This window comes from Streptomyces violens (assembly GCF_000717745.1).
GTDB classification, from domain to species: Bacteria; Actinomycetota; Actinomycetes; order Streptomycetales; family Streptomycetaceae; genus Streptomyces; species Streptomyces violens.
In genome coordinates this window covers 36,694-61,365 of record NZ_JOBH01000012.1, presented here as the reverse complement: position 1 = coordinate 61,365, position 24,672 = coordinate 36,694, and the positions used below count along the sequence as shown (strand labels likewise).

General features: G+C 72.3%; 23 protein-coding genes and 2 pseudogenes. 7 read left to right on the top strand and 18 right to left on the bottom strand.

Features of this window, described 5'->3' with window-relative positions:
• Window positions 1–20 precede the first annotated feature (20 nt).
• Window positions 21–506 carry an Lrp/AsnC family transcriptional regulator gene (locus IF04_RS0123525; protein WP_030261380.1) on the bottom strand — a complete coding sequence of 162 codons (486 nt, stop codon included), beginning with the start codon at window positions 504–506 and terminating at the stop codon, window positions 21–23.
• 59 nt (window positions 507–565) lie between these two features.
• On the opposite strand from IF04_RS0123525, the gene IF04_RS0123520 reads away from it, so the two are divergent.
• Window positions 566–1,852, top strand: coding sequence for a trans-sulfuration enzyme family protein (locus IF04_RS0123520; RefSeq protein WP_078600686.1), 1,287 nt, complete (start codon window positions 566–568; stop codon window positions 1,850–1,852).
• On the opposite strand, the gene IF04_RS0123515 is transcribed toward IF04_RS0123520, so the two are convergent.
• The 3 genes from IF04_RS0123515 to IF04_RS0123505 form a co-directional block, all read right to left on the bottom strand.
• The gene (locus IF04_RS0123515) at window positions 1,752–3,020 is read right to left on the bottom strand and encodes a GNAT family N-acetyltransferase (protein WP_425428445.1); all 1,269 of its coding nucleotides are present in this window, start codon (window positions 3,018–3,020) and stop codon (window positions 1,752–1,754) included. The two genes, IF04_RS0123520 and IF04_RS0123515, sit on opposite strands and share 101 nt — an antisense overlap.
• Window positions 3,021–3,134: 114 nt before the next feature.
• Window positions 3,135–4,718: an alkaline phosphatase D family protein gene (locus IF04_RS0123510; protein ID WP_030261373.1), complete on the bottom strand. Its 1,584-nt coding sequence runs from the start codon at window positions 4,716–4,718 to the stop codon at window positions 3,135–3,137.
• A gap of 168 nt (window positions 4,719–4,886) precedes the next feature.
• A complete protein-coding gene (locus IF04_RS0123505; protein ID WP_030261371.1) occupies window positions 4,887–5,738 on the bottom strand; it encodes an alpha/beta fold hydrolase in 852 nt (283 codons plus the stop codon).
• Window positions 5,739–5,920: 182 nt separating this feature from the next.
• Here IF04_RS0123505 and IF04_RS0123500 point away from each other — a divergent pair, with 182 nt between their 5' ends.
• Both IF04_RS0123500 and IF04_RS0123495 read left to right on the top strand, forming a co-directional pair.
• Entirely contained in the window at window positions 5,921–6,808 is an 888-nt protein-coding gene (locus IF04_RS0123500; protein WP_030261369.1) for an RNA polymerase sigma-70 factor, read from the top strand.
• 270 nt (window positions 6,809–7,078) lie between these two features.
• Window positions 7,079–7,831 carry a GntR family transcriptional regulator gene (locus IF04_RS0123495; RefSeq protein WP_030261367.1) on the top strand — a complete coding sequence of 251 codons (753 nt, stop codon included), beginning with the start codon at window positions 7,079–7,081 and terminating at the stop codon, window positions 7,829–7,831.
• Window positions 7,832–7,847: 16 nt separating this feature from the next.
• Here the strand turns inward: IF04_RS0123495 and IF04_RS0123490 are convergent, their stop codons facing one another.
• Window positions 7,848–9,002: an ROK family transcriptional regulator gene (locus tag IF04_RS0123490; protein WP_030261364.1), complete on the bottom strand. Its 1,155-nt coding sequence runs from the start codon at window positions 9,000–9,002 to the stop codon at window positions 7,848–7,850.
• 164 nt (window positions 9,003–9,166) lie between these two features.
• Between IF04_RS0123490 and IF04_RS0123485 the strand changes: the two genes are divergently transcribed.
• The gene (locus tag IF04_RS0123485; RefSeq protein WP_051831493.1) at window positions 9,167–9,664 is read left to right on the top strand and encodes a hypothetical protein; all 498 of its coding nucleotides are present in this window, start codon (window positions 9,167–9,169) and stop codon (window positions 9,662–9,664) included.
• Here the strand turns inward: IF04_RS0123485 and mug are convergent.
• The 11 genes from mug to IF04_RS0123430 all read right to left on the bottom strand — a co-directional run bounded on the left by mug (window position 9,595) and on the right by IF04_RS0123430 (window position 21,376).
• The gene (gene mug, locus IF04_RS0123480; RefSeq protein ID WP_030261359.1) at window positions 9,595–10,146 is read right to left on the bottom strand and encodes a G/U mismatch-specific DNA glycosylase; all 552 of its coding nucleotides are present in this window, start codon (window positions 10,144–10,146) and stop codon (window positions 9,595–9,597) included. The two genes, IF04_RS0123485 and mug, sit on opposite strands and share 70 nt — an antisense overlap.
• A 12-nt stretch (window positions 10,147–10,158) precedes the next feature.
• Window positions 10,159–11,592 carry an adenylosuccinate lyase gene (gene purB / locus IF04_RS0123475; protein ID WP_030261356.1) on the bottom strand — a complete coding sequence of 478 codons (1,434 nt, stop codon included), beginning with the start codon at window positions 11,590–11,592 and terminating at the stop codon, window positions 10,159–10,161.
• A gap of 103 nt (window positions 11,593–11,695) precedes the next feature.
• Window positions 11,696–12,502, bottom strand: a complete 807-nt coding sequence (locus tag IF04_RS0123470) for a DeoR/GlpR family DNA-binding transcription regulator (RefSeq protein WP_030261353.1) — start codon at window positions 12,500–12,502, stop codon at window positions 11,696–11,698.
• A 76-nt stretch (window positions 12,503–12,578) separates the two neighbouring features.
• Window positions 12,579–13,625: an NAD(P)-dependent alcohol dehydrogenase gene (locus IF04_RS0123465; RefSeq protein ID WP_030261351.1), complete on the bottom strand. Its 1,047-nt coding sequence runs from the start codon at window positions 13,623–13,625 to the stop codon at window positions 12,579–12,581.
• The gene (locus IF04_RS0123460; RefSeq protein ID WP_030261349.1) at window positions 13,622–14,476 is read right to left on the bottom strand and encodes a carbohydrate ABC transporter permease; all 855 of its coding nucleotides are present in this window, start codon (window positions 14,474–14,476) and stop codon (window positions 13,622–13,624) included. Before IF04_RS0123460 ends, IF04_RS0123465 begins: the two co-directional genes overlap by 4 nt.
• Entirely contained in the window at window positions 14,473–15,423 is a 951-nt protein-coding gene (locus IF04_RS0123455) for a carbohydrate ABC transporter permease (RefSeq protein ID WP_030261347.1), read from the bottom strand. The genes IF04_RS0123460 and IF04_RS0123455 overlap by 4 nt, the downstream gene beginning before the upstream one ends.
• A 2-nt stretch (window positions 15,424–15,425) precedes the next feature.
• Window positions 15,426–16,898: an extracellular solute-binding protein gene (locus IF04_RS0123450; protein WP_051831524.1), complete on the bottom strand. Its 1,473-nt coding sequence runs from the start codon at window positions 16,896–16,898 to the stop codon at window positions 15,426–15,428.
• Window positions 16,899–17,033: 135 nt separating this feature from the next.
• Complete coding sequence (locus tag IF04_RS0123445; protein ID WP_030261343.1) at window positions 17,034–17,807, bottom strand: SGNH/GDSL hydrolase family protein; 774 nt, start codon at window positions 17,805–17,807, stop codon at window positions 17,034–17,036.
• A 51-nt stretch (window positions 17,808–17,858) separates the two neighbouring features.
• The gene (locus IF04_RS0123440) at window positions 17,859–18,878 is read right to left on the bottom strand and encodes a hemolysin family protein (RefSeq protein ID WP_030261341.1); all 1,020 of its coding nucleotides are present in this window, start codon (window positions 18,876–18,878) and stop codon (window positions 17,859–17,861) included.
• Entirely contained in the window at window positions 18,875–20,227 is a 1,353-nt protein-coding gene (locus IF04_RS0123435; RefSeq protein WP_030261339.1) for a hemolysin family protein, read from the bottom strand. The genes IF04_RS0123440 and IF04_RS0123435 overlap by 4 nt, the downstream gene beginning before the upstream one ends.
• A gap of 222 nt (window positions 20,228–20,449) precedes the next feature.
• Complete coding sequence (locus tag IF04_RS0123430; RefSeq protein ID WP_078600682.1) at window positions 20,450–21,376, bottom strand: LLM class F420-dependent oxidoreductase; 927 nt, start codon at window positions 21,374–21,376, stop codon at window positions 20,450–20,452.
• A gap of 247 nt (window positions 21,377–21,623) precedes the next feature.
• On the opposite strand from IF04_RS0123430, the gene IF04_RS0123425 reads away from it, so the two are divergent.
• Window positions 21,624–22,535, top strand: coding sequence for an arabinan endo-1,5-alpha-L-arabinosidase (locus IF04_RS0123425; protein ID WP_051831522.1), 912 nt, complete (start codon window positions 21,624–21,626; stop codon window positions 22,533–22,535).
• A gap of 75 nt (window positions 22,536–22,610) precedes the next feature.
• Window positions 22,611–22,931, top strand: coding sequence for an L-rhamnose mutarotase (locus IF04_RS0123420; RefSeq protein ID WP_030261332.1), 321 nt, complete (start codon window positions 22,611–22,613; stop codon window positions 22,929–22,931).
• Between the two features lie 42 nt (window positions 22,932–22,973).
• Here the strand turns inward: IF04_RS0123420 and IF04_RS39900 are convergent.
• Window positions 22,974–23,120: pseudogene (locus IF04_RS39900) on the bottom strand (BNR-4 repeat-containing protein); the annotation flags it as partial.
• A 5-nt stretch (window positions 23,121–23,125) separates the two neighbouring features.
• Here IF04_RS39900 and IF04_RS0123410 point away from each other — a divergent pair.
• Window positions 23,126–24,190 (top strand): annotated as a pseudogene (locus IF04_RS0123410) (BNR repeat-containing protein); the annotation flags it as partial.
• Between the two features lie 20 nt (window positions 24,191–24,210).
• Here the strand turns inward: IF04_RS0123410 and IF04_RS0123405 are convergent.
• Window positions 24,211–24,636: a GNAT family N-acetyltransferase gene (locus tag IF04_RS0123405; protein WP_030261330.1), complete on the bottom strand. Its 426-nt coding sequence runs from the start codon at window positions 24,634–24,636 to the stop codon at window positions 24,211–24,213.
• Window positions 24,637–24,672: the final 36 nt, after the last annotated feature.

The following is a 24,672-nucleotide window of genomic DNA, read 5'->3' as shown; positions in this document are numbered from 1 at the left end:
CCGCTGAGCCTCAGCGGCCCTCAGCCGACCGCGTCCGCCGGCGGCAGCAGCGGGCCGCACGTCCAGCGCTGGAAGACCAGCCGGGTCTCGACCCTGGCCACCTCGCGCCGGGCGGTGAACTCGTCCAGCACGAGCCGCTGGAGGGCGGCCGCGTCCGGCACGGCGACGTGGACGAGGTAGTCCTCGGGCCCGGTGAGGTGGAAGAGGGAGAGCGCCTCGGGCAGCGAGCGGATGCGCTCGACGAAGGGGCCGACCAGCTCGCGGCGGTGCGGACGTACCTGTACGGACAGCAGCGCCTGCAGCCCGCGGCCCAGCTTTGCGGGGTCCAGGCGCAGTTCGTGCCCCAGGATCACGCCACTGCGGCGCAGTCGGGTCACCCGGTCCAGACAGGTCGACGGCGCGACGCCGACCGACGCGGCCAGGTCGCGGTATGTGGTCCGGGCGTCGTTCTGCAGCAGGCGTAATATCTCCAGGTCCACCGGATCGAGACGCACAGAGTCGGCCATGTACCGAACGTAACACGGAAGTTGACCATCCGGTCAGCGCCCCCGAGCAGCATCGGAGCATGAGCCGATCAGCCGCGCGGCCGGACCGCGCCACCATCGCCGTCACCGCTCCCGACCGCCTGTCTCGCGCCCTTGCAACGGAGGCAGTGCACGCGGGCCGCGAGGATCTCGCCGCGCAGGGCCTGCACACGGCCCCGCTGGATTTGTCGACCACGTATCCCTCGGCGGACAGCCGCGGCGAGGCAGCGCGGCTCGATGAGTTCGCCGCCACCGGCGCCGAGTTCGAGGGCCCGCCCGTCTACGGCCGGCTCGGCAACCCCACCGTCGCCCGCTTCGAAGCCGCGCTCGCCCGCCTCGAAGGCACCGAGTCCGCCGTTGCGTTCGCCAGCGGCATGGCGGCCCTGACCGCCTGTCTCCTCGTCCGGCATGCCGAAGGGCTGCGGCACGTCGTGGCCGTCCGCCCGTTGTACGGCTGCAGCGACCACCTGCTGTCCGGTGGACTGCTCGGTACCGAGGTGACCTGGACCGGCCCGGCCGGCATCGCCGACGCGATGCGTCCCGACACCGGCCTGGTCATGGTCGAGAGCCCGGCCAATCCCACGCTCGCGGAGACTGACCTCGCCGCGGTCGCGCACGCCTGCGGCTCCGTGCCGCTGCTGGCCGACAACACCTTTGCCACTCCCGTACTGCAGCGTCCCGCCGAGGCCGGCGCGCGGCTGGTGCTGCACAGCGCGACCAAGTACCTCGGCGGCCACGGCGATGTGCTGGGCGGCGTGGTGGCCTGCGACGAGGAGTTCGCGCGGCGGCTGCGGCAGGTGCGGTTCACCACCGGTGGCGTGCTGCACCCGCTCGCCGGTTATCTGCTGCTGCGCGGGCTGGCCACGCTTCCCGTACGGATGCGGGCCGCGTCCGCCACTGCGGCCGAGCTGGCCCGGCGGCTCGCCGGCCACCCGCAGGTGTCCCGGGTGCACTACCCGCAGCTCGGCGGTGCGATGGTCGCGTTCGAGGTGCGCGGGGACCCGCACGAGGTGACCGCCGGGGTGCGTCTGATCACTCCGGCGGTCAGTCTCGGCAGCGTCGACACGCTCCTTCAGCACCCGGCCTCGATCAGCCACCGCGTCGTCGACGCCGCCGACCGCACGGCCGGCGGCATCTCCGAACAACTGCTGCGGATGTCGGTGGGCCTGGAGGACGTCGAGGACCTGTGGCAGGACCTCGACGGGGCGCTCAGCGGCCTCAGCGGCGTCAGCGCCGGGCGGCCGTCTCCCGTTCGGTGCGAACCGGCAGCGGCCGGTCGGCGGTACGCGGCTGCGGCCGGCGCCGCAGCCCCGCAGGCCGGGCCGTGATCACCAGCGTGCCCTCCTCGACCTGGTAGTCCAGCGGCAGCCCCAGGCCGCGCATGGCCGCCACCATCCCGGTGTTGGACGCCTGTGTGATCGCGTACACGCTCTCGCTGCCCGTTTCGGCGGCCATCCCGACCAGCCGCTCCAGCAGCTCGGCGCCGATGCCGCGGCGCTGCCACGCGTCCTCCACCAGCAGCGCCACCTCGGTCTCGTCGCCGTCCCACAGGAGGTGGCCGAGGGCCACCAGCCGCCCGGAGGCGGTCTCCACGGCCAGCGTGCGGCCGTGCCGCGAGCTCAGCAGGTGGTCGAGGTAACGGGCGGAGTCCTGTACCGGGCCGTGGTAGCGCAGCGACAGCGTCCGCTCCGAGCAGCGGTCGTGCATCTCGCGCGCTGCCGCCAGGTCGGAGGGGTCGGCGCGGCGTACGGTGATGTGGTTGCCCTCGGGGAGGGTGAGGGTGTCCCGGCGCTCCGGGACCCGCTGGCCGAGCCGGGTGTCCAGCTCCACCAGCGCCCGGACCCGGGCGAACTCGGTGGGCGTGAAGGGCAGTTGTGGCCGCTCGATGATGAGCGAACCCCCGGACGGGTCGCGGAACTTCATGGTGTGGTCCTCAAGTACGCCGTCGTCCGGCACTCGTTCGGCCAGCGGCTCGCCCTTCAGCGTGCGCGCGGGTACCGAGTGGATGGTGCAACGGCCCAGCAACTGCCGCAGCGCCAGAGGCAGTTCGGCGGAGTCCAGGGCCGTTCGGGTGGCCAGGGACAGCATACGGGCCGGTGCGTCGACCAGATCATGGGCATCGGCGCGTTCCAGCCAGGTGTCCCGGCCGCCCGCCGCGGTCACGGCGCCCGCCAGTACGCCCCGCTCCGGTGTGCCCGGCACTCGCAGCAGGAACTCGTCCACCGTGCCGTCCGACAGCGGGTGGGTCTGCAGGCTCAGGATGTCGACCCGGTGCGCGGCCAGCGCCTGGCACAGCGCGGCCAGGCTGCCCGGCTCGTCCCGTACGGTCGTCCGCATGCGCCACAGCGTCGTCTCGGGGAGCTCCGTACCCTCGGCAAGGGCGGGGGCCGACGACGCTGCGGCGCCGGTATCACCCGGCGGCGGCGCGTGTTCGTGGCGTCGTGTCCTGCCGAGGGGGAAGCCGGTGGCGAGGTGGTCGGCGGCCCGCCGCCACATCGAACGGCGGGCAGTGCAGTACTCGGTTTTCTCAGTCATGCACCCCAGCATCACCGACCGGTGTTGCATGATCACAAACGACTTGTGTCCGCCAGGTAAAGGGCACAATCGCCTTTACTGCCCGACTCGCCCCGGTTGCAGCGTCCGGCTGAACAGCACCTCACCGCTGTCCTGCCGCAGCCGCACCGTCAGCTCCCCGCTCCCGCCGTCGATGTCGATCTCACCGAAGTACTGCGGCGTCTCGGCCGGCGAGGTGTTCGCGCGGTCCGGCGCCTTCAGGAACCGCTGTTCGGGCCCGAAGGTCTTGTCCAGCTTGAGCGCCGGGAATCCGCCCGCGTTCAGCGGCCCGGAGACGAACTCCCAGAACGGCTCGAAGTCCTTGAACGCCGCGCGCGACGGGTCGTAGTGCTGCGCCGAGGTGTAGTGCACATCCGTCGTCAGCCACACCGTGCCCGTGATCCGCCGGTGCTTGATGTGCCGCAGCAACTCCGCGAGCTGCAGCTCCCGCCCCAGCGGCTGCCCCGGATCGCCCTGCGCCACCGCCTCGAAGCGGGTCTTCCCGTCCGGTACGACCAGCCCCAGCGGCATGTCGGACGCGATCACCTTCCACACCGCGCGCGACCGCGACAGCTCCCGCTTGAGCCACCGCAACTGCTCGGCGCCCAGGATGCCCTGCGCGTCCTCCGTCTGCCGCCCGTCGGAGTTGGCGTTCCGGTACGTCCGCATGTCCAGCACGAACACGTCCAGCAGCGGCCCGTGGTGGACGACCCGGTACACCCGCCCCTGCCCGTCCGGGCGCAGCGTGCGGATCGGGAAGTACTCGCCGAACGCCCGCAGCGAGCGCGCGGCCAGCACGTCCACGTTCTTCTCCGTGTACCGGTCGTCGTCCAGGATCTGCCCCGGATACCAGTTGTTGCGCACCTCGTGGTCGTCCCACTGCGTGATCGTGGGCACCTGCGCGTTGAACCGCCGCAGATTGTCGTCCAGCAGGTTGTACCGGAAGGCGCCGCGGAACTCGGCCAGGGTCTCCGCGACCTTGGACTTCTCCTCGGTCGTCACATTCCGCCAGACCCGCCCGTCGGGCAGCGTCACACTGGCCGTGATCGGGCCGTCGGCGTAGATGTTGTCACCGCTGCAGAGGAAGAAGTCCGGGTTCCGGCGGCGCATCTCCTCGTAGATCCGGTAGCCGCCGCGGTCGGGGTTGATGCCCCAGCCCTGCCCCGCGAGGTCCCCTGACCAGTGGAACCGCACCCCCTCGCCGCGCTTCACGGGCGCCGTACGGAACGTCCCGGTCACCGGCTCCCCGGTACGCCGGGGATCGTCGGGATCGGCGAGCGTGACCCGGTAGTGGATCTGCTCACCGGGCGGCAGGCCGCGCAGCGAGGTCAGCCCCGTGAAGTCCGTGTCCGCACCGATCACCGGACCGCGCCAGGTGTGCGCGTTGCGGAACGACTCGGTCGCCGCGGTCTCCACGATCATCCGCGCCGGCCGGTCCGACCGCACCCACACCAGTCCCGAGCCGGTCGTCACATCACCCACCTGCACGCCCCAGTCGGCGCTCGGCCGGCCGGTGCGCGCCTGCGCGGGAGCCGCGCCGCCGATCGCCGGCAGCGCGAGCGCCGCGGACGCGGCCGCCGCTCCGTGCAGCACCGAACGCCGCCCGAAGGCTCTGCCGCCTGCTGCCGCTCCCTGGGCCATGTGTTCCTCCGTTGCTCGATCGCTGTGCGTACCGTCCCGTTCGTACCGGTGTCCGGTGCCCCGTAACCGAACGCACAGTGAACAACCAGGTGACAACGGTACGGAAGCGCGGAACCGGCCCATGGTCGCAAGCGGACGGGGCGATGACCAGGAGGGCGGCGCCGCGGGTCACACCGCGGTCGGCGTCACCGTGTCGAGTATGACCCTGGCGACCAGGGCCGGGTCGTCGTTCATGGGGACGTGGCCGCATCCGGGAAGGCGGACGAGGCGGGCGCCCGGGATCACGCGCTTGGCCCGTACGCCCTGGCGGGGCAGGAGCAGCCGGTCGCGAGTGCCCCAGCCGATGGTCACGGGAACGTCCGGTATGTCGTGGCGGAACAGCACACCGGGGCCGCGCCCCGCGGCGAGCGTGGCGGCGAAGCCGGGCGCCTCCCGCAGCGCGCGGGTCTCGGCTGCCACGGCGGCCGGTGAGCGGCGCCAGGGGCGCGCGTAGATCGAGCCGGTCAGCGCCGCGCGGCCGGCCGCCGAGCGGGCCAGCACCTCGACCACCTGCGGCGGCAGGGCCCGCGCCCCGGCCCGCATGCCCGTCAGGACTCCGAAGGCGTACCGGCGTTCGGCCTCCGTCCAGAAGCCGGCCGGCGACAGCGCTGTCACCGACCGCACCGCTCCGGTGAGGCCCAGCTCCAGCGCCAGCAGCCCGCCGAGGGAGTTGCCCACCACGTGCGGCCGCTCGATGCCCAGCGCCGCGAAGGTGTCCGTCAGCAGCGGGACCACCGACGTCAGGTCGTACGGCACGCCGTCGGGGAGCGCGGGGGAGGCGCCGAAGCCCGGCAGGTCCAGCGCGATCACGTCGTGCGACGCGGCCAGGACGCTGAACACCGGCTCCCACGCCTGGTAGTGGTGGCCGATGCCGTGCAGCAGCACGACCGGCTCGCCGGCGCCCTTGCGGTCGTACGCGACGGTGAACGGCGGCCGGCCGTCGGGGGAGACGAGGAGGGAGGAGGCCGTGGCGGTCGTCATGGAGCTCCTTCGAGGGGGAAAGCCGCTGGGGGAGGGCCGTACGTGGGGGCGGCCCAAGAGACACCATGTCAGCAATCGTTACCGGTGGGTAGCAGGCGGACGCGAATTCCCCGACCCCACCGAACCGCTGGACAACACGGAACCCGCTGGACAACACGGCGGCGTACCGGTGGGATAAGAGCGTGCTGACCGACACCGCGACCGATGTCTTCGAAGAACACCGGCCCGTCCTCCAGGGCGTGGCCTACCGCATGCTCGGCCGGGTGGCCGACGCCGAGGACGTCGTCCAGGAGGCGTGGCTCCGCTGGTCGGCCGCCGACCACGACACGGTACGGGAGCCACGCGCCTACCTGGTGCGGGTCACCACCCGGCTCGCGATCGACCGGCTGCGCCAAGTACAGGCCCGGCGCGAGGCGTACGTGGGGCCGTGGCTCCCCGAGCCCGTCGCCACCGACTTCGGCGGCGCCGTCCCGGACAGCGCCGACCGCGCCGTCTTCACCGAGTCCGTCACGCTCGCGGTCCTCGTCGTCATGGAGTCCCTCTCGCCCCTGGAGCGCGCCGTCTTCGTGCTGCGCGAGGCGTTCGGCTATCCGTACGCGGAGATCGCGTCCGTACTGGAGCGGGGCGAGGCCGCGGTGCGCCAGCTGGCGGGCCGGGCCCGGCGCCACGTGGAGGAGCGCAAGCCGCGCTTCGAGGTGAACCCCGAGCGCCAGCGCGACCTGACCGAGCGCTTCCTGGCCGCCGCGGCCGGCGACGACCTCCAGGGGCTGATCGGCCTGCTCGCCGATGACGTGCGGCTGGTCGGCGACAGCGGCGGCAAGGCCAAGGCGCCGCTGCGCGTCATCGAGACGGCGGACAAGGTCGGACGGTTCCTGGTCGGCATCTCCAAGGCCCCGGCCGCGGACCTGCGGTTCGGCTTCGCCGAGCTCAACGGCGGGGTCGCGCTGGTGGGGCGGGTCGGTGACCGGGTCGACACGGTGTTCCAGCTCGATGTGGTCGACGGCCGCATCCAGACGATCTACGTCGTCCGCAACCCGGACAAGCTGGCGGCGGTGCCGGCGGCGGCCTGAGTCCCGTCCTTCTTCGGAGCCGGCGGCCCGGTGGGCCGCCGGCTTCCGTGTGCCCACCACCGCATTCGCACGCCCATCGGCCGTGTCCAACCGTGTTGAGTCGGTCACGCTACGGCATCGGATCGCCCATTGGTCTTGACCAAGGGTGAGGCCGCTCATATCGTCGCAGGCATATCTCAACAACCTTTAATAAAGAAGCGCTCAAAACCCCTGGCGGCGCCGGGGGCACCCCGGGGGCGGTCCCGGGACACGGCGAATGCGGAGGACAGGGTGGGGACCACGCAGCTCGACACGGTGCAGGAACCGAAGTACTGGCACCTCAAGACCGTGCTCAGCGAGGCGCTCGACTCGGAGTTCGCGGTCGGCGAGATCCTGCCGAACGAGCGGGACCTCGCGGCGCGCTTCGGGGTCGCCCGCGCCACGCTCCGGCAGGCGCTCGAACAGCTCGAACTCGAAGGCAGGCTGCAGCGCCGCCGCGGCGTGGGCACGACGGTCGCGCCGCCCCGTATGGGCGTGCCCGTGGACCGCTCCGGACACAGCTGGCCCGGCGCGCCCGGCGACGCCTGGCAGCCGGCCGACGCGGCGGCGGTGGACGGCGGGTCGGTGCCGGCGGCCGTCGCCGAACCCCTGGGGGTGGGCGCGGGCGACACCGTGCACATCGTGCGGCGCACCAGGGTCGACAACGGCCAGCCGGTCGCGGCCGAACTGCTCTACGTACCGGCCGAGTCCGTCCCCGGCCTGGCGGCGGCCGCCGCCACAGGCCCGGGGGCCCGCGCCCGCGCCGTCCTCCAGGAACTGCAGCGGCTCGAACTGGACGGTGAGGAGCGCGCCGTGGAACTGGGCTCGGCGCGTGCCGAGGACGCCAAGCAGCTGGACCGGCTCCCCGGCGCGCCGGTACTGGTGGTCACCACGCGCTATGTGACCGGCGGCCGCACCACGGCGGTCTCCGTCTCCACCTACCGGGCCGACACCTGCCGCCTCACCTTCGGCGACCGCGACGATGTGGCGGTACTGACGGGCTGAGATCTGCGCCCGGCTACTATCGCCGGGCCGTCACCGTGCCCTCCACCGCGAACAGCTGCTCCTCGACGTGGTCGAGGGCGAGGCGCAGGGCGCCCGTCGCAACCGCCGCCTCGCCCAGGGCCGACAGGGCGACCTGCGGCGGCCGCAGGCAGTAGCGCGCCAGCTCCTCGCGCAGCGGGTCCAGTACCCCGTCCAGACCGGCCGCCCAGCCGCCGACCACGACGATCTCCGGGTCCAGGGCGAGGACCAGCGCGGCGACGTCGTGCACCAGTCGCTGGATGAAGCGCCGCATCGCGTCCCGGGCGCGCGCGTCGCCCTCGCGCGCCAGCGTGAACACCCGCGCGACCTGCGCCTCGTCCAGCGGGTGCAACGGTTCGCCGGTCGTCGACAACAGCGTCTCCGGCGTCGCCCCGCGCCCCAAGAGGTGCAGCGCGCCGATCTCGCCGGCCGCCCCGCCGAAGCCGCGGTGCAGCCGCCCGCCGATCAGCGAACCCGCGCCCGGGCTCAGCCCGGCCAGTACGAACACCACGTCGTCCGAGCCGGCCGCCGCGCCCTTCCAGTGCTCGGCCACCGCGGCCGCGTTGGCGTCGTTCTCCACCAGAACCGGGCAGCGGAAGGACTTGCGCAGCCGGTCGCCCAGCGGCAGCCCCGTCCAGCCCGGCAGCGCGGTACCCAGCCGTACCGTGCCGTCCGCCTCCACGATTCCGGGGCCCGCGACGCCCACCGCGCGCAGCGAGTCGCGGGCCACGCCGGCCTGTCGCAGCAGGTCGGCGACCGTGTCCCGGGCGCACGCCAACCGCCGGTCGGCCGGGGCCGATTCGTCCACGTCGTGCTGGACCGACCCCAGCACGCGGCCGCTCAGATCGGACAGCAGCGCCGAGACCCGGTGCGCGCCGATCTCGATGCCCAGCAAGTGCCCGGCCTCGGCACGGAAACGGAACCGGCGGGCGGGCCGCCCCTGCCGCCGCGCGCCCTCCTCGGCGGGCGCCTCCACGACCAGCCCGGACTCGATCAGGCCCTCCACGACCCCCTCGACGGTGGGTCGGGACAGCCCGGTGAGCTGTACCAGGTGGGTCAGTGTGGGGGAGTCGGCGGCGCGCAGCGTGTGCAGCACCACCGCGGAGTTGATCCGCCGCAGCAGGGAGGGGTCCCCTCCGGTGAGCCGCCCCAACGTCCGTCTCCCTCGCCTCGCGTGTCTGCGGGATCGTAGCCGGTCGGACGGCCTGCGGCGAGCCCCGAAGTGCGCTGGTCACGGCCTGTGACGGACCGATTGTCAGACCCCGGGTCTTTACTGGTGACATGACGAGGCAACAGTTTTACGGTCACCTGTCCGCGATGGGCACTGCGATCGACGCCGCGATCGACACCGTGCTCGCCGCTCCCGGTGCGCTCGGCGATGCCGGGCGGATGCTCCGGCTCCGCGTGAGCGAGGAGTTCTGGGATACCGATCCGGCGGACGAGCGGGCCGCCGCGGAGGAGTTCGAAGCGGAACGGGAGGCGCTGGACGGTGTGCTGTCCTTACGCTGGGGCCCGCCCGGAGTGCTGGACCTGACTCCCCATCTGGAGCGGTCGGCGATGGGGCTGCCGGTGTGGCCGCCGCTGGCCGAGCTGTCGGCCCTGACCACGACGGCGCACGTCTGGTCGGTGGGGGAGTGCCGGGTGGCGACCGGCGTGGGCAGAGCCGCAGAGCTCCAGCCGTACGAGCTGGTCGCGGCGGTGTGGCCGGACCGCGGCGAGGGACCGCCGCTGCCCCGGCAGGGCGGTCACTCCTCGGCGAACGCCGCTTCGCGGAGCCGGCCGTACTCCTCCGCCAGGGTGGTGGGGTTCCAGTGAGCGTTCAGACCACTGGGGTTGGGGAGTACCCAGATCCGGGCGCCGCCGATGGTCCGCTCCTGCGGCCCGACCTTGGCGAGCTTGTCGCCGAAGGCCGCGCGGTAGGCGGTGACCCCGGCGACCGCCAGCCAGGCAGGCCGCAGCCGGCGCACCTTCTCCTCCAGCTGGCGGCCGCCCTCCGCGAATTCCTCCGGCGTCAGTTCGTCCGCGCGGGCCGTGGCCCGCTGCACGACGTTGGTGATGCCGACGCCGTACCGCAGGAGCTCCTGCTCCTCGTCGGGCCGCAGCCGCCGGGGGGTGAAGCCGGCGGCGTGCAGCGTGGGCCAGAAGCGGTTGCCGGGCCGGGCGAAATGGTGGCCGGTCGCGGCCGACATCAGGCCCGGGTTGATGCCGCAGAAGAGCACCCGGAGGCCGCTCGCGGCCACGTCCGGGACGAGGCGGTCACGAGCGGCTTCCAGCTCTTCGGGGGTGAAGCGCGGCATGGGGGACCGGCCTCAGAGGATGGAGCCGGGGGTGTAGGCCGCGGCCTCGGGGTGCGCCTTGGCGATCTCCTCGATGCGCGCGACCACGGCCGCCACCTGGTCGGCGGCCGCGCCGGTGAAGGACAGCTTGTCGGCCATCGCCTCGGCCAGCTGGTCACGGTTCAGCGGGATGCGCTCGTCGGCGGCGAGCTTGTCCAGCAGCTCGTTGCGCTCGGCGCCCTGCTCGCGCATGGCGAGCGCGGTGGCGACGGCGTTCTCCTTGATCGCCTCGTGCGCGACCTCGCGGCCCACGCCGGCGCGCACGGCACCCATGAGGACCTTCGTCGTGGCGAGGAAGGGGAGGTAGCGGTCCAGCTCGCGGGCGACCACGGCGGGGAAGGCGCCGAACTCGTCCAGGACGGTCAGGAAGGTCTCCAGCAGACCGTCCAGCGCGAAGAAGGAGTCCGGCAGCGCGACGCGGCGGACCACGGAGCAGGACACGTCGCCCTCGTTCCACTGGTCGCCGGAGAGCTCGCCGGCCATCGAGGCGTAGCCCCGCAGGATGACCATCAGGCCGTTGACGCGCTCGCAGGAGCGGGTGTTCATCTTGTGCGGCATCGCCGAGGAGCCGACCTGGCCGGGCTTGAAGCCCTCGGTGACCAGCTCGTTGCCGGCCATCAGGCGGATGGTCTTGGCGAGCGAGGAGGGCGCGGCGGCCAGCTGCACCAGGGAGGTGACCACGTCGTAGTCGAGGGAGCGGGGGTAGACCTGGCCGACCGAGGTGAAGTTCTGCGCGAAGCCGAGGTGGCCCGCGATGCGCTGCTCCAGCTCGGCGAGCTTGGCGGCGTCGCCGCCGAGCAGGTCGAGCATGTCCTGCGCGGTGCCGACCGGGCCCTTGATGCCGCGGAGCGGGTAACGGGAGAGGAGGTCTTCCAGGCGGGCGTAGGCGACGAGCAGCTCGTCGGCGGCGGTGGCGAAGCGCTTGCCGAGGGTGGTGGCCTGGGCCGCGACGTTGTGCGAGCGGCCGGCCATGACCAGCTCGGCGTGCTCGCCGGCCAGCTTGCCGAGCCGGGCGAGGACGGCGACGGTGCGGTCCCGCATCAGTTCGAGGGAGAGGCGGACCTGGAGCTGCTCGACGTTCTCCGTCAGGTCGCGGGACGTCATGCCCTTGTGGACCTGCTCGTGGCCGGCGAGGGCGTTGAACTCCTCGATCCGGGCCTTCACGTCGTGCCGGGTGACCTTCTCGCGCTCGGCGATGGAGGCCAGGTCGACGTCGTCCAGGACTCGCTCGTAGTCGGCGAGGGCCTGCTCGGGCACCTCAACGCCGAGGTCCTTCTGCGCGCGGAGCACGGCGAGCCACAGCTTCCGCTCCAGCTTGACCTTGTACTCGGGGGACCACAGGACGGCCAGCTCCGTGGAGGCGTAGCGGCCGGCCAGGACATTGGGGATGCGGGGCTTTGCAGTCACGTGAGCCGATTCTACTGTTCGTTTGCGCAGGCCGGCGCCACGGTCCGGATTGTGGCTTGCTACAAGCCGCACGACTCCGCGCTACAAGCCGCACGACTCCGCGCTACGAGCCGCACGGCTCCGTCGGTACTGTCTCGACCTCGGCCCCCAGCTCCCGCATCGCCGCGACCTCCCGCTCGTCCGTGCCGGTGTCGGTGAGCACCGCCTCGTACAGCGTGACGTCCCCGTAGCAGTACGTGGCGGTCTTGCCGAACTTGGAGTGGTCGGCGAGCAGCAGGCCGGCCGTGGCGGCGCCCAGCATCGCCTCCTTGACCTCGACGAACTCCGGCAGCGGGTGGAACAGCCGGCCGCCGTGCACCGCCGTCGCCGACATCAGCGCCAGATCCGCGTGGATCCGGGACAGCCCCCGTGTCACCTCGCGTCCGGTGCAGGAGTTGAAGTCGCCCTGGTACTGCCCACCGAGCAGCGTGACGTCCGTGCCGGCGGCCGACGACAGCCGCTGCGCCAGCCCCACCGAGTTGGTGACGACGGTCAGCCCCTCGATCTTCGCCAGCGCGCCGGCCAGCGGGTACAGCGTGGTCGAGTCGTCGATGAGCAGCGTGCTGCCGGGCCGGATCCGCCGGGCCGCGGCGGCACACAGCGCGCTCTTCGCCTCGCGGTGCGCGCCCTCCCGGAAGCGGGTGGCGGTCTCCATGGTCAGGGCCGGGAAGGCGACCGCGCGCCCGCGCTCCTTGCGCAGCAGATCACGCCCCGCGAGATCGTCGAGATCGCGGTGCATGGTCATCAGGCTGAGGCCGAAGTGCGCGGCGAGATCGTCGATGCGGATCTCGCCCCGCTCGACGACGTACTTCAGTACGTCCTGCCGGCGGTCCTCGACGGCTGCCTGCGACAGCCGCGCCTTGGCGGGCACCCGGCCCTCCTTCCCTCGTGCGTTCCCTCGCGTGCGGCCCGGAGCGTCGTGCGGCCCGGCCCGGCCCCGCGCGCCGTCAGCCGGTCTGCGGGCGCACCACCGCCTTGATCGCGGCCGGATCGGCGGCGCCCGCAGTGAGCGCCACCCCGCTGTCCTCCAGGCCATACCGGTGCGTGACCAGCCGGCCCAGATCCACCTCGCCGGAAGCGGCCAGCGAGATGGCGGTCGGCCAGGTGTTGGCGTACCGGAACGTACCGGTGACCTCGATCTCGAAGTTTTGCACATGCGCCAGCGGCAGCGGGATGGTGTCCCCGCCCATCCCGACCAGCACCGCACGCCCCGCCCGGCCCAGCGCGCGCAGCCCTTCCTCGGCGGCGGCCGGCGCGCCCGAGCACTCCAGGAGGACGTCCGGCTCGTACCCGGTGTCGGCGAGCCGCGTCTGCCGCGCGTCGACGGTCGCGGTGGCGCCCAGCTCGCGCGCCACGGCGAGCCGCTGCGGCGCGACATCGGTGACCACGACCTCGCTCGCCCCGAAGGCCCGCGCGCTCTGCAGGGCGACCAGCCCGATCGGCCCGGCCCCCGTCACCAGCACCCGCGACCCCGGCGCGATCCGTGCCTTGCGCGAGGCCCAGACGCCCACCGACAGCGGTTCGAGCAGCGCCGCGCCCTCCGTGCCCAGCGACTCGGGCACCGGATGCGCGAAGTCCTCGTCCACGGCGACGTACTCGCACAGCGCCCCGTCCACCGGCGGCGTCGCATAGAAGGACACGTCCGGACAGAGGTTGTACCGGCCCTGGCGGCACTGGGCGCAGCGGCCGCACGGCACGCCCGGCTCGATGGAGACGGGCTGCCCCGGCGTGTGCCGCCGGGCGCCGGGCCCGAGCGCGACGACCGTGCCGCCCGGCTCGTGCCCGAGGACCAGGGGGGAGCGGACGACGAAGTCGCCGATCCGCCCGTGTTCGTAGTAGTGCACGTCGGAGCCGCACACGCCGACGGCTTCGACGCGTACGAGCACCTGGCCGGGGCCCGGACGGGGTACAGGGCGTTCCTGGATCTCCAGCTGCTTCGGCGCGACGAGCACGGCGGCCCGCATGGTCTCGGGAAGATCAGAAGTGTGGGTCATTCTCCGGTCACGGCTCCCATGGTCAGGCCGGTGACCAGCCACCGGCGTACAGCGAGGCCGACCAGCATCATCGGGATCACCACGACGGTCCCGATGGCGGTCAGCTGCCCCCAGTCGATGCCGGTCTGGGTGACCAGCTGGCTGGCGGCGATGGGCAGGGTCTGGGTGTGCGGTCCGCTGAGGACCAGGGCGAAGGCGTAGTCGTTCCAGGAGAACACCAGGCACAGCACGAAGGTGGTCACCAGGCCCGGGCGCGTCAGCGGCAGGATGACGTGGCGGAACGCCTGCCAGTTGCCGCACCCGGCCACCAGCGCGGATTCCTCCAGGGACGGCGGTACCTCCGCGAAGAAGGCGCTGAGCAGCCAGATCGCGAACGGCAGGTTGAAGGAGAGGTAGGCCAGGACGAGGCCGGGGAGGGTGTCGATCAGCCCGAGGTAGCGGAAGATCAGGAAGATCGGCAGCACCACGGCCGCGATCGGTGCCATCCGGGTGGAGATGATCCAGAACGACAGATGGTGCTTGCCGCGCATCCGGCTGCGGGCCAGGCCGTACCCGGCGAGCGCGCCCAGCGCGGTGGCCAGCAGCGCCGAAGCGCCCGCCGCGACCACGCTGTTGCGCAGGTACGGCCAGAGCGAGTTGCCGCCGCTGAACAGCCGCCGGTAGTTCTCCAGCGTCGGCGCGAAGGACAGGCTCGGGGTCGGCGCGGTGACCTCCCCGGTGGCCTTCAGGGACGACAGCAGCATCCAGCCCAGCGGTACGAGCGTCCAGACCAGGGCGACGAGCACGAGGACACGGACGGTCCAGCGGGCGGTACGGGTACCGCGTTCGAGAGCGGCGGTGGCGGTGGTCATCGCGGCAGCTCCTTCCGTTCGAGGAGGCGGACGAAGAAGCGGGCGACGACGGTGGTCACGGCGAGCATCAGCAGGCCGGTCACGGCGGCGTACCCGAAGTCGAAGAAGCGGAAGGCCGTTTCGTAGAGCCGTACGGAGGCGACCTTCGTGGCGTCGGCCGGGCCGCCGCCGGTGGTGTTCCAGATGATGTCGAAGTACCGCAGTGCGTCCATGGACCGGATCAGCAGCGCCACGAGCAGTACGGGGGTGATCGACGGCAGCACGATGTACCGGAGGGTGCGGACCATGCCCGCGCCGTCCAGGGCCGCGGCCTCCAGGACGCTCGCCGGTACGGACGTCAGCCCCGCCAGCGCGATGAGCGCGATCAGCGGCGTCCACTCCCAGATGTCCATCAGCGTCACCGCGGCGAACGCGCTGGTCCGGTCGCCCATGATGTCGCCGTGGTACCCGACCTGCCGCAGCAGCCAGCTGTACAGGCCGAACGTGGAGTCGGTGAGGAAGCGGCCGAGCAGCCCGACGATCACGGGCGCGACGAACATCGGGAGCAGCATCAGGCTCAGCGCCGCGTTGCGGCCGCGCCGCAGCCGCCACAGGCAGACGGCGAGCAGCGTGCCGAGCACCATCTCGCCGCCGACGGTGAGTACGAAGTACGCGGCGGTGCGCGCCCAGGCCCAGGCCATGTCCGGGTCGGCGAACAGCCGCCCCCAGTTGTCCAGGCCGACGCCCTCCAGGCCGAGGCCGCCGAGCAGGTGGACGCGGGAGAAGCTCATCGCCACCACGGCCACGAACGGCAGCACGGAGACGGCGGCGAGGACGAGGATGCCGGGGGCCATCATGCGGCCGTGGAAGCCGGGGAGCGGGCGGCGGCGCGGTTGCCCGGGGCCGGGCGCGGTGGCGGCGGTGTCCGGCGCCTTTGCCCGTACGGAAGACACGGAAGACGCGGTCATCCTCAGGCCACCCACCCTCGTGCCGTGATCCGGTCGATGCGCTCGGCGGTGGCGCGCATCGTCGCGCGCGGGGACGAGTCCCCGGCGACCAGCCCGGAAAGCTGTGTGTAGACGGCCGTGTCGCACTCGCCCCACATCGGGATCTTGGGCCGCAGCCCGATGTTGGCCGGCCGCCAGGTCTCCCGCACGGCCTCGGCGGTCAGCATGTTGGGCAGCTTCGTGGGCCGGTGCTCGGCGCGGAGCACCGCGCGCTCCGCGTACACCGACGTACGGGTCGGGGTGCCGCCGCCGACCTTGCTCGCCAGCCCGGCGAGCTGCGTCTTCGGTGCCGTCGCCCAGTTGGCGAAGAGCCAGGCGGCCTCGCGGCGCCGCTTCGGGGCGACGCCGGATATCGCGATGCCGGTCCCGCCGTACATGCCGGCGGCCCGCGCGGGCCCCTTCGGCAGCCGCGCATACCCGACCTTCCCCGGCATGACGGCCTCGTTGGACGCCGCGTACTCGTGGAAGTTGGGGCACATCGCGATCCGCCCGGCCCGGAACGCGGCGCCCAGCCCGTCCCAGTCCCAGGTCCGCGACCCGGGGTCGGCGATCTTCAGCAGCCGCTGGTAGAACTCGGCGGCGGCGACGGCCCGTTCGGACCCCAGCCGGCACCGCCCGGGATCGGTCGCCCCCAGGCTCCCGACCCGCGCGCCGTCGTCGAAGTAGTCCCCGCCGTAGGCCCACAGCACGTTCGAGAAGTCGCACATCAGCGAGTCGTGCTGCTTCGCCTGGTGCCCGGTCCCGTACTTCACCTCGTCGGTGTGCTCGTTGAACCAGCGGGCGATCGCGTAGTACTGCTCCCACGTCGTGCCGTCCGACGGCGTCGGGTCGAACCCGAGGTCGGCGGCCATCCGGTCGCGGTACTTCGCGAACAGATCGGCCCGGTACTGCCAGATCATGGTCGCCGAGTCGTACGGCAGCGCCAGCACCTTCTCCTTGTCCTCGAAGCGCCCGGCCGCGTCCAGGTGCGTGGCGACGAAGTCGCCGAACCCGCCGGGCAGCGGCGGCAGGTCCGGGTTCTCCTGGAAGTCCCGCAGGTCGGCGAAGGCGGGCGCGTACGGCGCGAGGACCTGGTACGGGTCGGCGTACACCACGTCGTACTCGCCGTTGCCGGAGGCGAGGTCCAGCGCGACCTTCTGGGCGAGCGCGGACAGCTCCAGCGTGACGATGTTGACGTGGATGCCGGTCAGCTGCGTGAAGGGCGCGAGGTTCGCGGCGATCGCGGCGGTGGGCGCGGTGTTCTCGGAGACGAAGTTCAGCGTGGTACCGGCGTACCGGCGCCAGGGTGCGGCGCCCGCGTCGAAGGACGCGCCGGCGGCGCGGCCGCAGGCGGTGAGCAGCCCGGCGGCACCGACGGCGGCGGCGCCGCGCAGCAGGGAGCGGCGGCCGACCGGTGGCCGGGTGGCGGGGGAGCGGGCAGGCAGGAATGCAGGCATGGGCAGCATTCTTAGCAGAAGAGATCCGCGTTGTTAACACATTTTGCGTGATGTGCTGGCCTGCCATGCCGTTCCGGGGATGCGAAAGGGGCCGCGCACGTGGCGTGCGCGGCCCCTCGGGTCCTGCGTATGCGGTCAGTCCTCCCCGTACGGAAGGAGGTCCGGGCGCTTCGGCGGCCGTCCGTCGCCGCTCGACCGGCCCGTCAGCCGGCGGCCTATCCACGGCACCAGGTGCGTGCGGGCGAACCGTGCGTCCGCCGCGCGCCGGGCCACCCAGCCCGGCGGCACCGGCGGCGGCAGCGGCGCGTCCCACTCCGCCTCCGGCGGGAGGCCGAGCGCCTGCCAGACCGCCTCGGCGACCCGCTCGTGGCCCTCGGCTGTCAGATGCAGCCGGTCGTCCGCCCACAGCCGCGGGTCGCCGAGCGACGCCGAGCCGTAGAGGTCCACGACGAGCGCGCCGTGCCGCCGCGCCACCTCGTCGATGTGGTCGAAGAGCATCTCCATGCGCGGCCGGAACCGCTCCAGTACCGGACCCTGCCGGCCCGGGCTGCGCATCAGTACGAGCTGCTTGCAGCTCGGTGCCAGCCGTGCCGCGGCCTCCTCCAGGAGCGCGCACGCCCGCGGTACGTCGCACTTGGGTCGCAGTACGTCGTTCAGGCCGCCCACCAGCGTGACCAGATCGGCGCCCATGGCCGCCGCCGCGGGCGCCTGGTCCTCGGCGATCTGGCCGATGAGCTTGCCGCGCACGGCGAGGTTCGCGTACTGGAAGCCGGGCGTCCGGGCGGCGAGGCGGGCCGCGAGCAGGTCCGCCCAGCCGCGGTACGAGCCGTCCGGCAGCGCGTCCGACATGCCTTCGGTGAAGGAATCCCCGACCGCGACAAAACTGGTGTACTCAGCACTCATCTCCATGGCGCGAGCGATCCTATACGCAGTACAGGATCGCTCGCGCGGAGCCTCGGTCTACACAGGCCGGTGCTGGAGTACCAGCTCCCGCAGCACGTCCTCCATCGTGACCAGCCCGGCCAGCCGCCCGTCGTCGCCGATCACGGCGGCCAGGTGGGTGCGCGAGCCGCGCATCGCCGTCAGCACGTCGTCCAGCGGCGTCGCCGCCCGCACCCGGGCGATCGGCCGCATGGACGACACCTGGAACGGCAGATCCCGGGGCATCGCGTCCAGCGCGTCCTTGACGTGCAGATAGCCCAGGATGCGGCGGGAGGCGTCCACGACGGGGAAGCGGGAGAAGCCGGACCGCGCGGACAGGTCCTCCAGCCCCTCGGGCGTGATGCCCAGCCGGGCGGAGACCACCTTCTCGGCCGGCAGGACCACGTCACGGACCGGGCGGCGGCCCAGCTCCAGTGCGTCCCGCAGCCGCTCGGCGCCCCGGTCGTCCAGCAGGCCCGCGTCGGAGGAGTCCTCCACCATCTTGACCAGCTGGGCGTCGGAGAAGGTCGCGGCGACCTCGTTCTTGACCTCCACCCGCAACAGCTTCAGCAGCCCGTTGGCGAACGAGTTGACCGCGAAGATCACCGGGCGCAGCGCCCGCGCCATCGCCACCAGCGGCGGCCCCAGCAGCAGCGCGCTACGCACCGGAGCGGCCAGCGCGATGTTCTTCGGCACCATCTCGCCGAAGAGCATGTGCAGATACGTCGCCAGGGCCAGCGCGATCACGAAGGACACCGGGTGGATCAGGGACTCCGGTACGCCGGTGACGTGGAAGAGCGGTTCCAGGAGGTGGGCGATGGCCGGCTCGGCGACCGCGCCCAGCACCAGCGTGCACAGCGTGATGCCCAGCTGGGCCGCCGCCATCAGCGCGGAGACGTGCTGCAGGCCCCAGATGACGCTGCGGGCCCGGCGGTCGCCCTGCTCGGCGTACGGCTCGATCTGGCTGCGGCGCACCGAGATCAGCGCGAACTCGGCGCCCACGAAGAAGGCGTTGACGACCAGCGTGAGCAGGCCGATGAAGAGCTGCAGCGCGGTCATCGGGCGGCCTCCTCGTGCGTGCGCAGGGCGTCCTCACCGGTACCGGCGGCGGGGGCGTGCAGCAGTACGCGCGCCGCCCGGTGGCCGGACGCGTCCATGACGTCCATCCGCCAGCCGGCGACCGACAGCTCGTCGCCGTCCTGCGGGATGCGGCCCAGCTCCGTGGCGATCAGCCCGGCCAGCGTCTCGTACGGGCCCTCCGGCATCCGCAGGCCGATCCGCTCCAGCTGGTCGGAACGGGCCGCGCCGTCCGCGTCGTACAGCGTGCGGCCGTCCTCGTCCTTGCCGGCCGGGGCCAGGTCCGGGGTCTCCAGCGGGTCGTGCTCGTCGACGACCTCGCCGACGACCTCCTCGACGATGTCCTCCAGCGTCGCGACGCCGGCCGTGCCGCCGTACTCGTCGATCACCACGGCCATCGTCCGCTTGCCCGACAGCCGGTCCAGCAGCTCGTTGACCGGCAGCGTCTCCGGCACCAGCAGCGGCTCGCGGAGCATCTCCGCGACGGGGTGCCGACGCCGCCGCGCGGCCGGTATGGCCAGCACGTCCTTGATGTGCGCCACCCCGACGACGCTGTCCAGGCTGCCGCGGTAGACCGGGAAGCGGGACAGGCCGGTGGCGCGGGTGGCATTGGCCACGTCCTCGGCGGTGCACTGCACCTCCAGGGCCGTGACCTGCACCCGCGGGGTCATGACGTTCTCCGCCGTGAGGTCGGCGAGGCTCAGCGTACGGACGAACAGCTCGGCCGTGTCCGCCTCCAGCGCGCCCTCCTTGGCGGAGTGCCTCGCCAGCGCCACCAGCTCCTGCGGACCGCGCGCGGAGGCCAGCTCCTCGGCCGGCTCCAGGCCCATCCGGCGCACCACACGGTTGGCGGTGTTGTTCAGATGGCCGATCAGCGGCCGGAACATGGCGCTGAAGCCGCGCTGCAGCGTGGCCACCCGCTTGGCGATGGGCAGCGGGCTGGAGATCGCCCAGTTCTTCGGCACCAGCTCGCCGACGACCATCAGGACGACCGTCGAAATGGCTGTACCGAGGATCAGCGCGGCGCTCTCGCCCGCGGACCGCGGCAGCCCCATGGCCTCCAGGGGGCCGGTGAGCAGCGCGGCGATGGAGGACTTGGCGAGCATGCCGATGACCAGGCCGGTCACCGTGATGCCGAGCTGCGCGCCGGAGAGCTGGAAGGTCAGGCCGCGTACGGCCTTGAGGGCGCTGTCCGCGCCGCGCTCGCCGCGCTCGGCGGCGCGCTCGAGGTCGCTGCGCTCGACGGTCGTCAGCGAGAACTCGGCCGCGACGAAGACACCACAGGCCAGGGTCAGCAGAAACGCCACGGCCAACAGGAGCAGCTCGGTCATCGGGTCACCTCCGTCCCATGATCGAACAGGACCGGGAGGTTCGCGCTATGTCGACTGCAACTGGGAGGGTCGCCCATGGCTGGACGCTCACACCTTTCCTCGGGAAATGCGCTGCGGACCGTGTATCCGGCAGCGGGGGGATTATCCATAGTAAAGGACCGGCAAAGCAGCGGCCCGGTGACCGGAACGGTCCCGGGTCGCTACGTGGGGTGTTCTCAGGTGTCAGGCAGTGGTGGTCAGCCCGAGCGCGGAGGCCAGCTCGCGCCACTGGGCGCGCGGCAGATCGGCGCGCCCGCCCCCGCCGAGGGCCTGGAGGGCGACGTGGTCGGCGCCCGCGGCGTAGTAGGCGTCCAGGCGGGCCTTGACGGTCTCCGCGTCGCCCAGCGCGAAGAGGGCGTCGAGGAGGCGGTTGCTGCCGCCGTCGGCGAAGTCCTCCTCGGCGAAGCCGAGGCGCAGCAGGTTGTCGGTGTAGTTGGGCAGCCGGAGGTACATCGCGAGGGTCTCGCGGGCCGTGCCGCGCGCCCGCTCCAGATCGGTGTCGAGCACCACCTTCAGCTCCGGCGCGAGCAGCGCCTCGCTGCCGAGCGCGGCACGGGCCTGGGCGGTGTGCTCCGCGGTGACGAGGTAAGGATGGGCCCCGGCGGCACGGTCGGCGGCGAGCCGCAGCATCTTGGGCCCGAGGGCGGCCAGCACCCGCCGCCCGGGCGGCACCGGCTGCGGCGCCGTGTCCAGCCCGTCCAGGTACCCGACCATCGCGGAGTACGGCTTGGCGTACTGCGGCGCGAGCGCGCTGTGGCTGACGCCGATCCCGAGGACGAACCGTCCCGGCGCCTCCTTCTCCACCTGGGCGGCCTCCGCGGCCACGGTGGCCGCGTCGTGGTCCCAGATGCTGAGGATTCCGGTGGCCACGGTGATGCGCCGGGTGGCCTGCACGACCTTGCGGGCATCGGCCACCGACGGGCTGCCGCCCAGCCACACGGTCCCGAACCCGAGCTCTTCGAGCTCCGCCACCGCATCGGCGATCCGGGCGGCCCCCTCGGCGTCCTGCGAACGCAGGCCGGGACTCCAGATGCCGATGCGGCCGAAGAGTGCGTGGCGGGAGTCGGCCTCACCGGCGGAGGCGGCCGCGGAATCTGCTGAGAACGTCATGCCGACGACAACTCTCCGCAGCCCGCGCCCTATTCCGGCTCGCCCCGCCGCACCCGGTACAAGAAACTCTGCGCAAAGCGTTGACGTGTCTCCGCTGATTCCCTAGCTTCCCGTTCGAAGTCGCGGGCATAGTTCGATATCCCGAACATCATGCCGTGCGAATCTCCGAGCAAAGGAGAACCGCGTGCGCCACCCCCGCCTGAGATCCGCCCTCCTCGCCGTACCCGCCGCCGCCCTGCTCGCTCTGATGCCGGCGAGCGCGTCCGCCTACCCCGGTCCGGGCCATGTCACCGGTGACGTCGTCGTCCACGACCCGACCATGCTCCGCGCGCCGGACGGCCGGTACTTGCTCTACTCCACCCACGGCCTTCTGGAAGCCCGTACCTCCACCGACCGCACCGCCTTCAGCCGGAGCGGCAACGCCTTTGCCTCGCCCCCGAGTTGGTGGTCGAGGTACTCGGAAACGAACGACCCGTGGGCGCCCGACATCTCGTACCAGGGTGGCCGGTACCTCATGTACTACGCCGTCTCGCGCTTCGGCTCCAACACCTCCACCATCGGGCTCGCCACCTCCTCGACCGGGCTGCCGGGGAGCTGGAGCGACCAGGGCATCGTCCACTCCTCCACCGCGAGCAGCGACTACAACGCCATCGACCCGGACCTGTTCGTCGACAGCGACGGCAAGTGGTGGCTGGCGTTCGGGTCCTGGTGGAGCGGGATCAAGATGATCCGCCTCGATCCGGCGACCGGCAAGCAGTACGCGGGCGACACCACCCGCCACTCGCTGGCCGCGCGTCCTACCGGTACGAAGGCGGTCGAGGGGCCGACCGTGGTCAAGCGCAACGGTTACTACTACCTCTTCGCCTCGTACGACACGTGCTGCAACGGCACCGGCTCCACGTACAAGATCAAGGTCGGCCGGGCCACCAAGCCCACCGGCCCGTACTACGACCGCAACGGTGTGGCCATGACCGACAACGGCGGCACCGTGGTCATGGCCTCCCAGGGCTCCGTGATCGGCCCCGGCGGACAGGACATCATGCCCGACGCCGACGGTGACCTGCTCGTCTACCACTACTACGACGGCAACGACGGCGGCGCGCCCAAGCTGGGCGTCAACCTGCTGAACTGGAGCGGCGGTTGGCCGACGGCGTACTGATGGCGCCGGGCCGGTCTCTCCGGGTAGGGTATGAAACCTTTCAATCCCCTGATCCTCCGGATGGACGGGCTCTCCATGAAACGCGTCTGCTTTCTGCTCAAAGTGCGCCGGGAGCGCCTCGACGAGTACCGCGAGCGCCATGCCGACGTCTGGCCGGAGATGCTGGCGGCGCTGTCCGCCGCCGGCTGGCACAACTACTCGCTCTTCCTGCGGGAGGACGGCCTGCTCGTCGGCTATCTGGAGACCGAGGACTTCGCCGCGGCCCAGGAGGCCATGGCCGCCACGGACGTCAACGCCCGCTGGCAGGCGGAGATGGCGCCGTTCTTCGAGGCGCTCGACGGCGCGCAGCCGGACGAGGCCATGCGCCCGCTGACAGAAGTGTTCCACCTCGACTGAAGCAGGACGGGAACCCATGAGACCCCTCGCCGCGTTGTGCGAGTCGTCGACGCTCAGCCGGTGCGGCAGTACCACGGTCTGCCACGCCCCGCCGGTCACCGGGTGGCGGGCGATGGCGGCGTGGCGGTCGGCGGTGTACCAGGCGGCGTATTGGTGGCCCTTGTAGGTGAGCAGGCCATTCCCCGGCACGGAAGCGCGTCGACGGCCGGCTGCACCTCGTCATGGACTCGCACAGCAGCGGCTACTTCTACGTCAAGTCAGCGGCCGGGCTGGTGAATTCGCCTGCCGGACGCGCCTGGGACCCGCGCGAGTTCGGCGACGTGCAGAGCACGCTCGACGGTGTCGCGCTCACCGACAAGTTCACCTATCCGCAGTTCCTCGCGACCCCCGACGGCAAGCTGCAACTGAGCTACCGCGCCGGCGTCTCCGGCAACGGTCGCAACGGACTGGCGGAGTACGACGGGGCCCGCTGGAAGGCGCTGGGGGAGTGGAGCAGCGCCACCGGTACCTACACCACGGCCCACGGCACCAGTTCCGCCCGCAACATGTATCTGCACGGCATCGACTACGGCGCGGACGGCACCCTCCATGCCTTCTTCACCTGGCGGGAGCAGAACAGCGCGGTCATGTGCGACGGCGGCGGGATCACCAACCACGATACCGGCTACGTCCACAGCACCGACCGCGGCCGGACCTGGCGCGACGCCGCCGGCGAGGTCGTCGGCGTCACCGGTGGCGCGGACAAGGTGTCGGTCGACGACCGTACCGTCGTCGACCCGCTGGGCCCCGACCACTCGCTGATGAACCAGGAGAGCCAGGCCACCGACTCCGCCGGCCGGCCGCACGCGATCATCTCGTACGTCCCCGGCCGCTTCACCCAGTGCACCACCGACTACGTCGACGACCGGGTGCGGTACGGACGGGCCTTCCATGTGTACAAGGACGCGCGCGGCCGGTGGAAGAAGACCGAGATCCCCGTGCCGCTGAACTCCTCCCAGCGCACTCACCTGGTCTTCGACGCGCATGACAACGCCTACGCCGTCATGCCGTACGGCCGGATCGTCGCGGCTTCCCGGTCCTCCGGCTGGACCGACTGGAACCCCGTCCATGACGGTGCGGAGCTGAACGCCTTCGGCGAGGTCGTCGTGGACGACACGCGTGTCGCGCAGGACGGCGTCCTGTCGTTCATGTACCAGCAGCGGTCGACCGGCAGCACGCCCTCGCCGATCCGCGTGGCCGACTTCCGGCTGCCGCGGTAGCGGGGAGGCCCCCGAGCGCCTCAGTCCGTCAGGTGGCGGACCCAGCGGCTCCACTGGGGCTCGGGGGCGTAGCCGGACGCGTGCCACGCGAGGTGCGCGGGCTCGTTGCGGTCGAGCACCATCGCGTCCGCGCGCCGCCCGCCCAGCGCGGCGAACCGCTCCTCCGCGGCCGCCAGCAACGCCCGCCCGATGCCCTGCCGGCGCCGGTCGGGGTGGACCGCCAGCCGATACAGATGGCAGCGCCACCCGTCGAACCCGGCGATCACCGTGCCGGCCAGCTCGCCGTCCCGTTCGGCCAGCAGCAGCGCCTCCGGGTCCCGGGCGACCAGCCGGGCCACCCCGTCGTGGTCGTCGCTGATGCTCGTTCCTTCCGCGGCGTCGCGCCAGAACCGCAGGACGGCGTCGATGTCCGAGGGGGTGGCGGGACGAATGTGAAGATCACTCATGGGGCGAGCCAAGCAGATCACCGGCCTGCACGGCCA

Excerpts from the sequence above, each read along its gene's own strand:
- IF04_RS0123440 (WP_030261341.1), bottom strand. The coding sequence starts at position 18,878 with ATGACCGCGCTGCAGCTCTTCATCGGCCTGCTCACGCTGGTCGTCAAC.
- IF04_RS0123430 (WP_078600682.1), bottom strand. The coding sequence starts at position 21,376 with ATGACGTTCTCAGCAGATTCCGCGGCCGCCTCCGCCGGTGAGGCCGAC.
- IF04_RS0123455 (WP_030261347.1), bottom strand. The coding sequence starts at position 15,423 with ATGACCGCGTCTTCCGTGTCTTCCGTACGGGCAAAGGCGCCGGACACC.
- IF04_RS0123460 (WP_030261349.1), bottom strand. The coding sequence starts at position 14,476 with ATGACCACCGCCACCGCCGCTCTCGAACGCGGTACCCGTACCGCCCGC.
- IF04_RS0123435 (WP_030261339.1), bottom strand. The coding sequence starts at position 20,227 with ATGACCGAGCTGCTCCTGTTGGCCGTGGCGTTTCTGCTGACCCTGGCC.
- IF04_RS0123525 (WP_030261380.1), bottom strand. The coding sequence starts at position 506 with ATGGCCGACTCTGTGCGTCTCGATCCGGTGGACCTGGAGATATTACGC.
- IF04_RS0123405 (WP_030261330.1), bottom strand. The coding sequence starts at position 24,636 with ATGAGTGATCTTCACATTCGTCCCGCCACCCCCTCGGACATCGACGCC.
- IF04_RS0123465 (WP_030261351.1), bottom strand. The coding sequence starts at position 13,625 with ATGACCCACACTTCTGATCTTCCCGAGACCATGCGGGCCGCCGTGCTC.
- mug (WP_030261359.1), bottom strand. The coding sequence starts at position 10,146 with ATGCCGCGCTTCACCCCCGAAGAGCTGGAAGCCGCTCGTGACCGCCTC.
- IF04_RS0123485 (WP_051831493.1), top strand. The coding sequence starts at position 9,167 with ATGGGCACTGCGATCGACGCCGCGATCGACACCGTGCTCGCCGCTCCC.
- IF04_RS0123520 (WP_078600686.1), top strand. The coding sequence starts at position 566 with ATGAGCCGATCAGCCGCGCGGCCGGACCGCGCCACCATCGCCGTCACC.
- IF04_RS0123515 (WP_425428445.1), bottom strand. The coding sequence starts at position 3,020 with ATGTGGCGGCGGGCCGCCGACCACCTCGCCACCGGCTTCCCCCTCGGC.
- IF04_RS0123505 (WP_030261371.1), bottom strand. The coding sequence starts at position 5,738 with ATGACGACCGCCACGGCCTCCTCCCTCCTCGTCTCCCCCGACGGCCGG.
- IF04_RS0123425 (WP_051831522.1), top strand. The coding sequence starts at position 21,624 with ATGCCGGCGAGCGCGTCCGCCTACCCCGGTCCGGGCCATGTCACCGGT.
- IF04_RS0123445 (WP_030261343.1), bottom strand. The coding sequence starts at position 17,807 with ATGGAGATGAGTGCTGAGTACACCAGTTTTGTCGCGGTCGGGGATTCC.
- IF04_RS0123510 (WP_030261373.1), bottom strand. The coding sequence starts at position 4,718 with ATGGCCCAGGGAGCGGCAGCAGGCGGCAGAGCCTTCGGGCGGCGTTCG.
- IF04_RS0123450 (WP_051831524.1), bottom strand. The coding sequence starts at position 16,898 with ATGCCTGCATTCCTGCCTGCCCGCTCCCCCGCCACCCGGCCACCGGTC.
- IF04_RS0123420 (WP_030261332.1), top strand. The coding sequence starts at position 22,611 with ATGAAACGCGTCTGCTTTCTGCTCAAAGTGCGCCGGGAGCGCCTCGAC.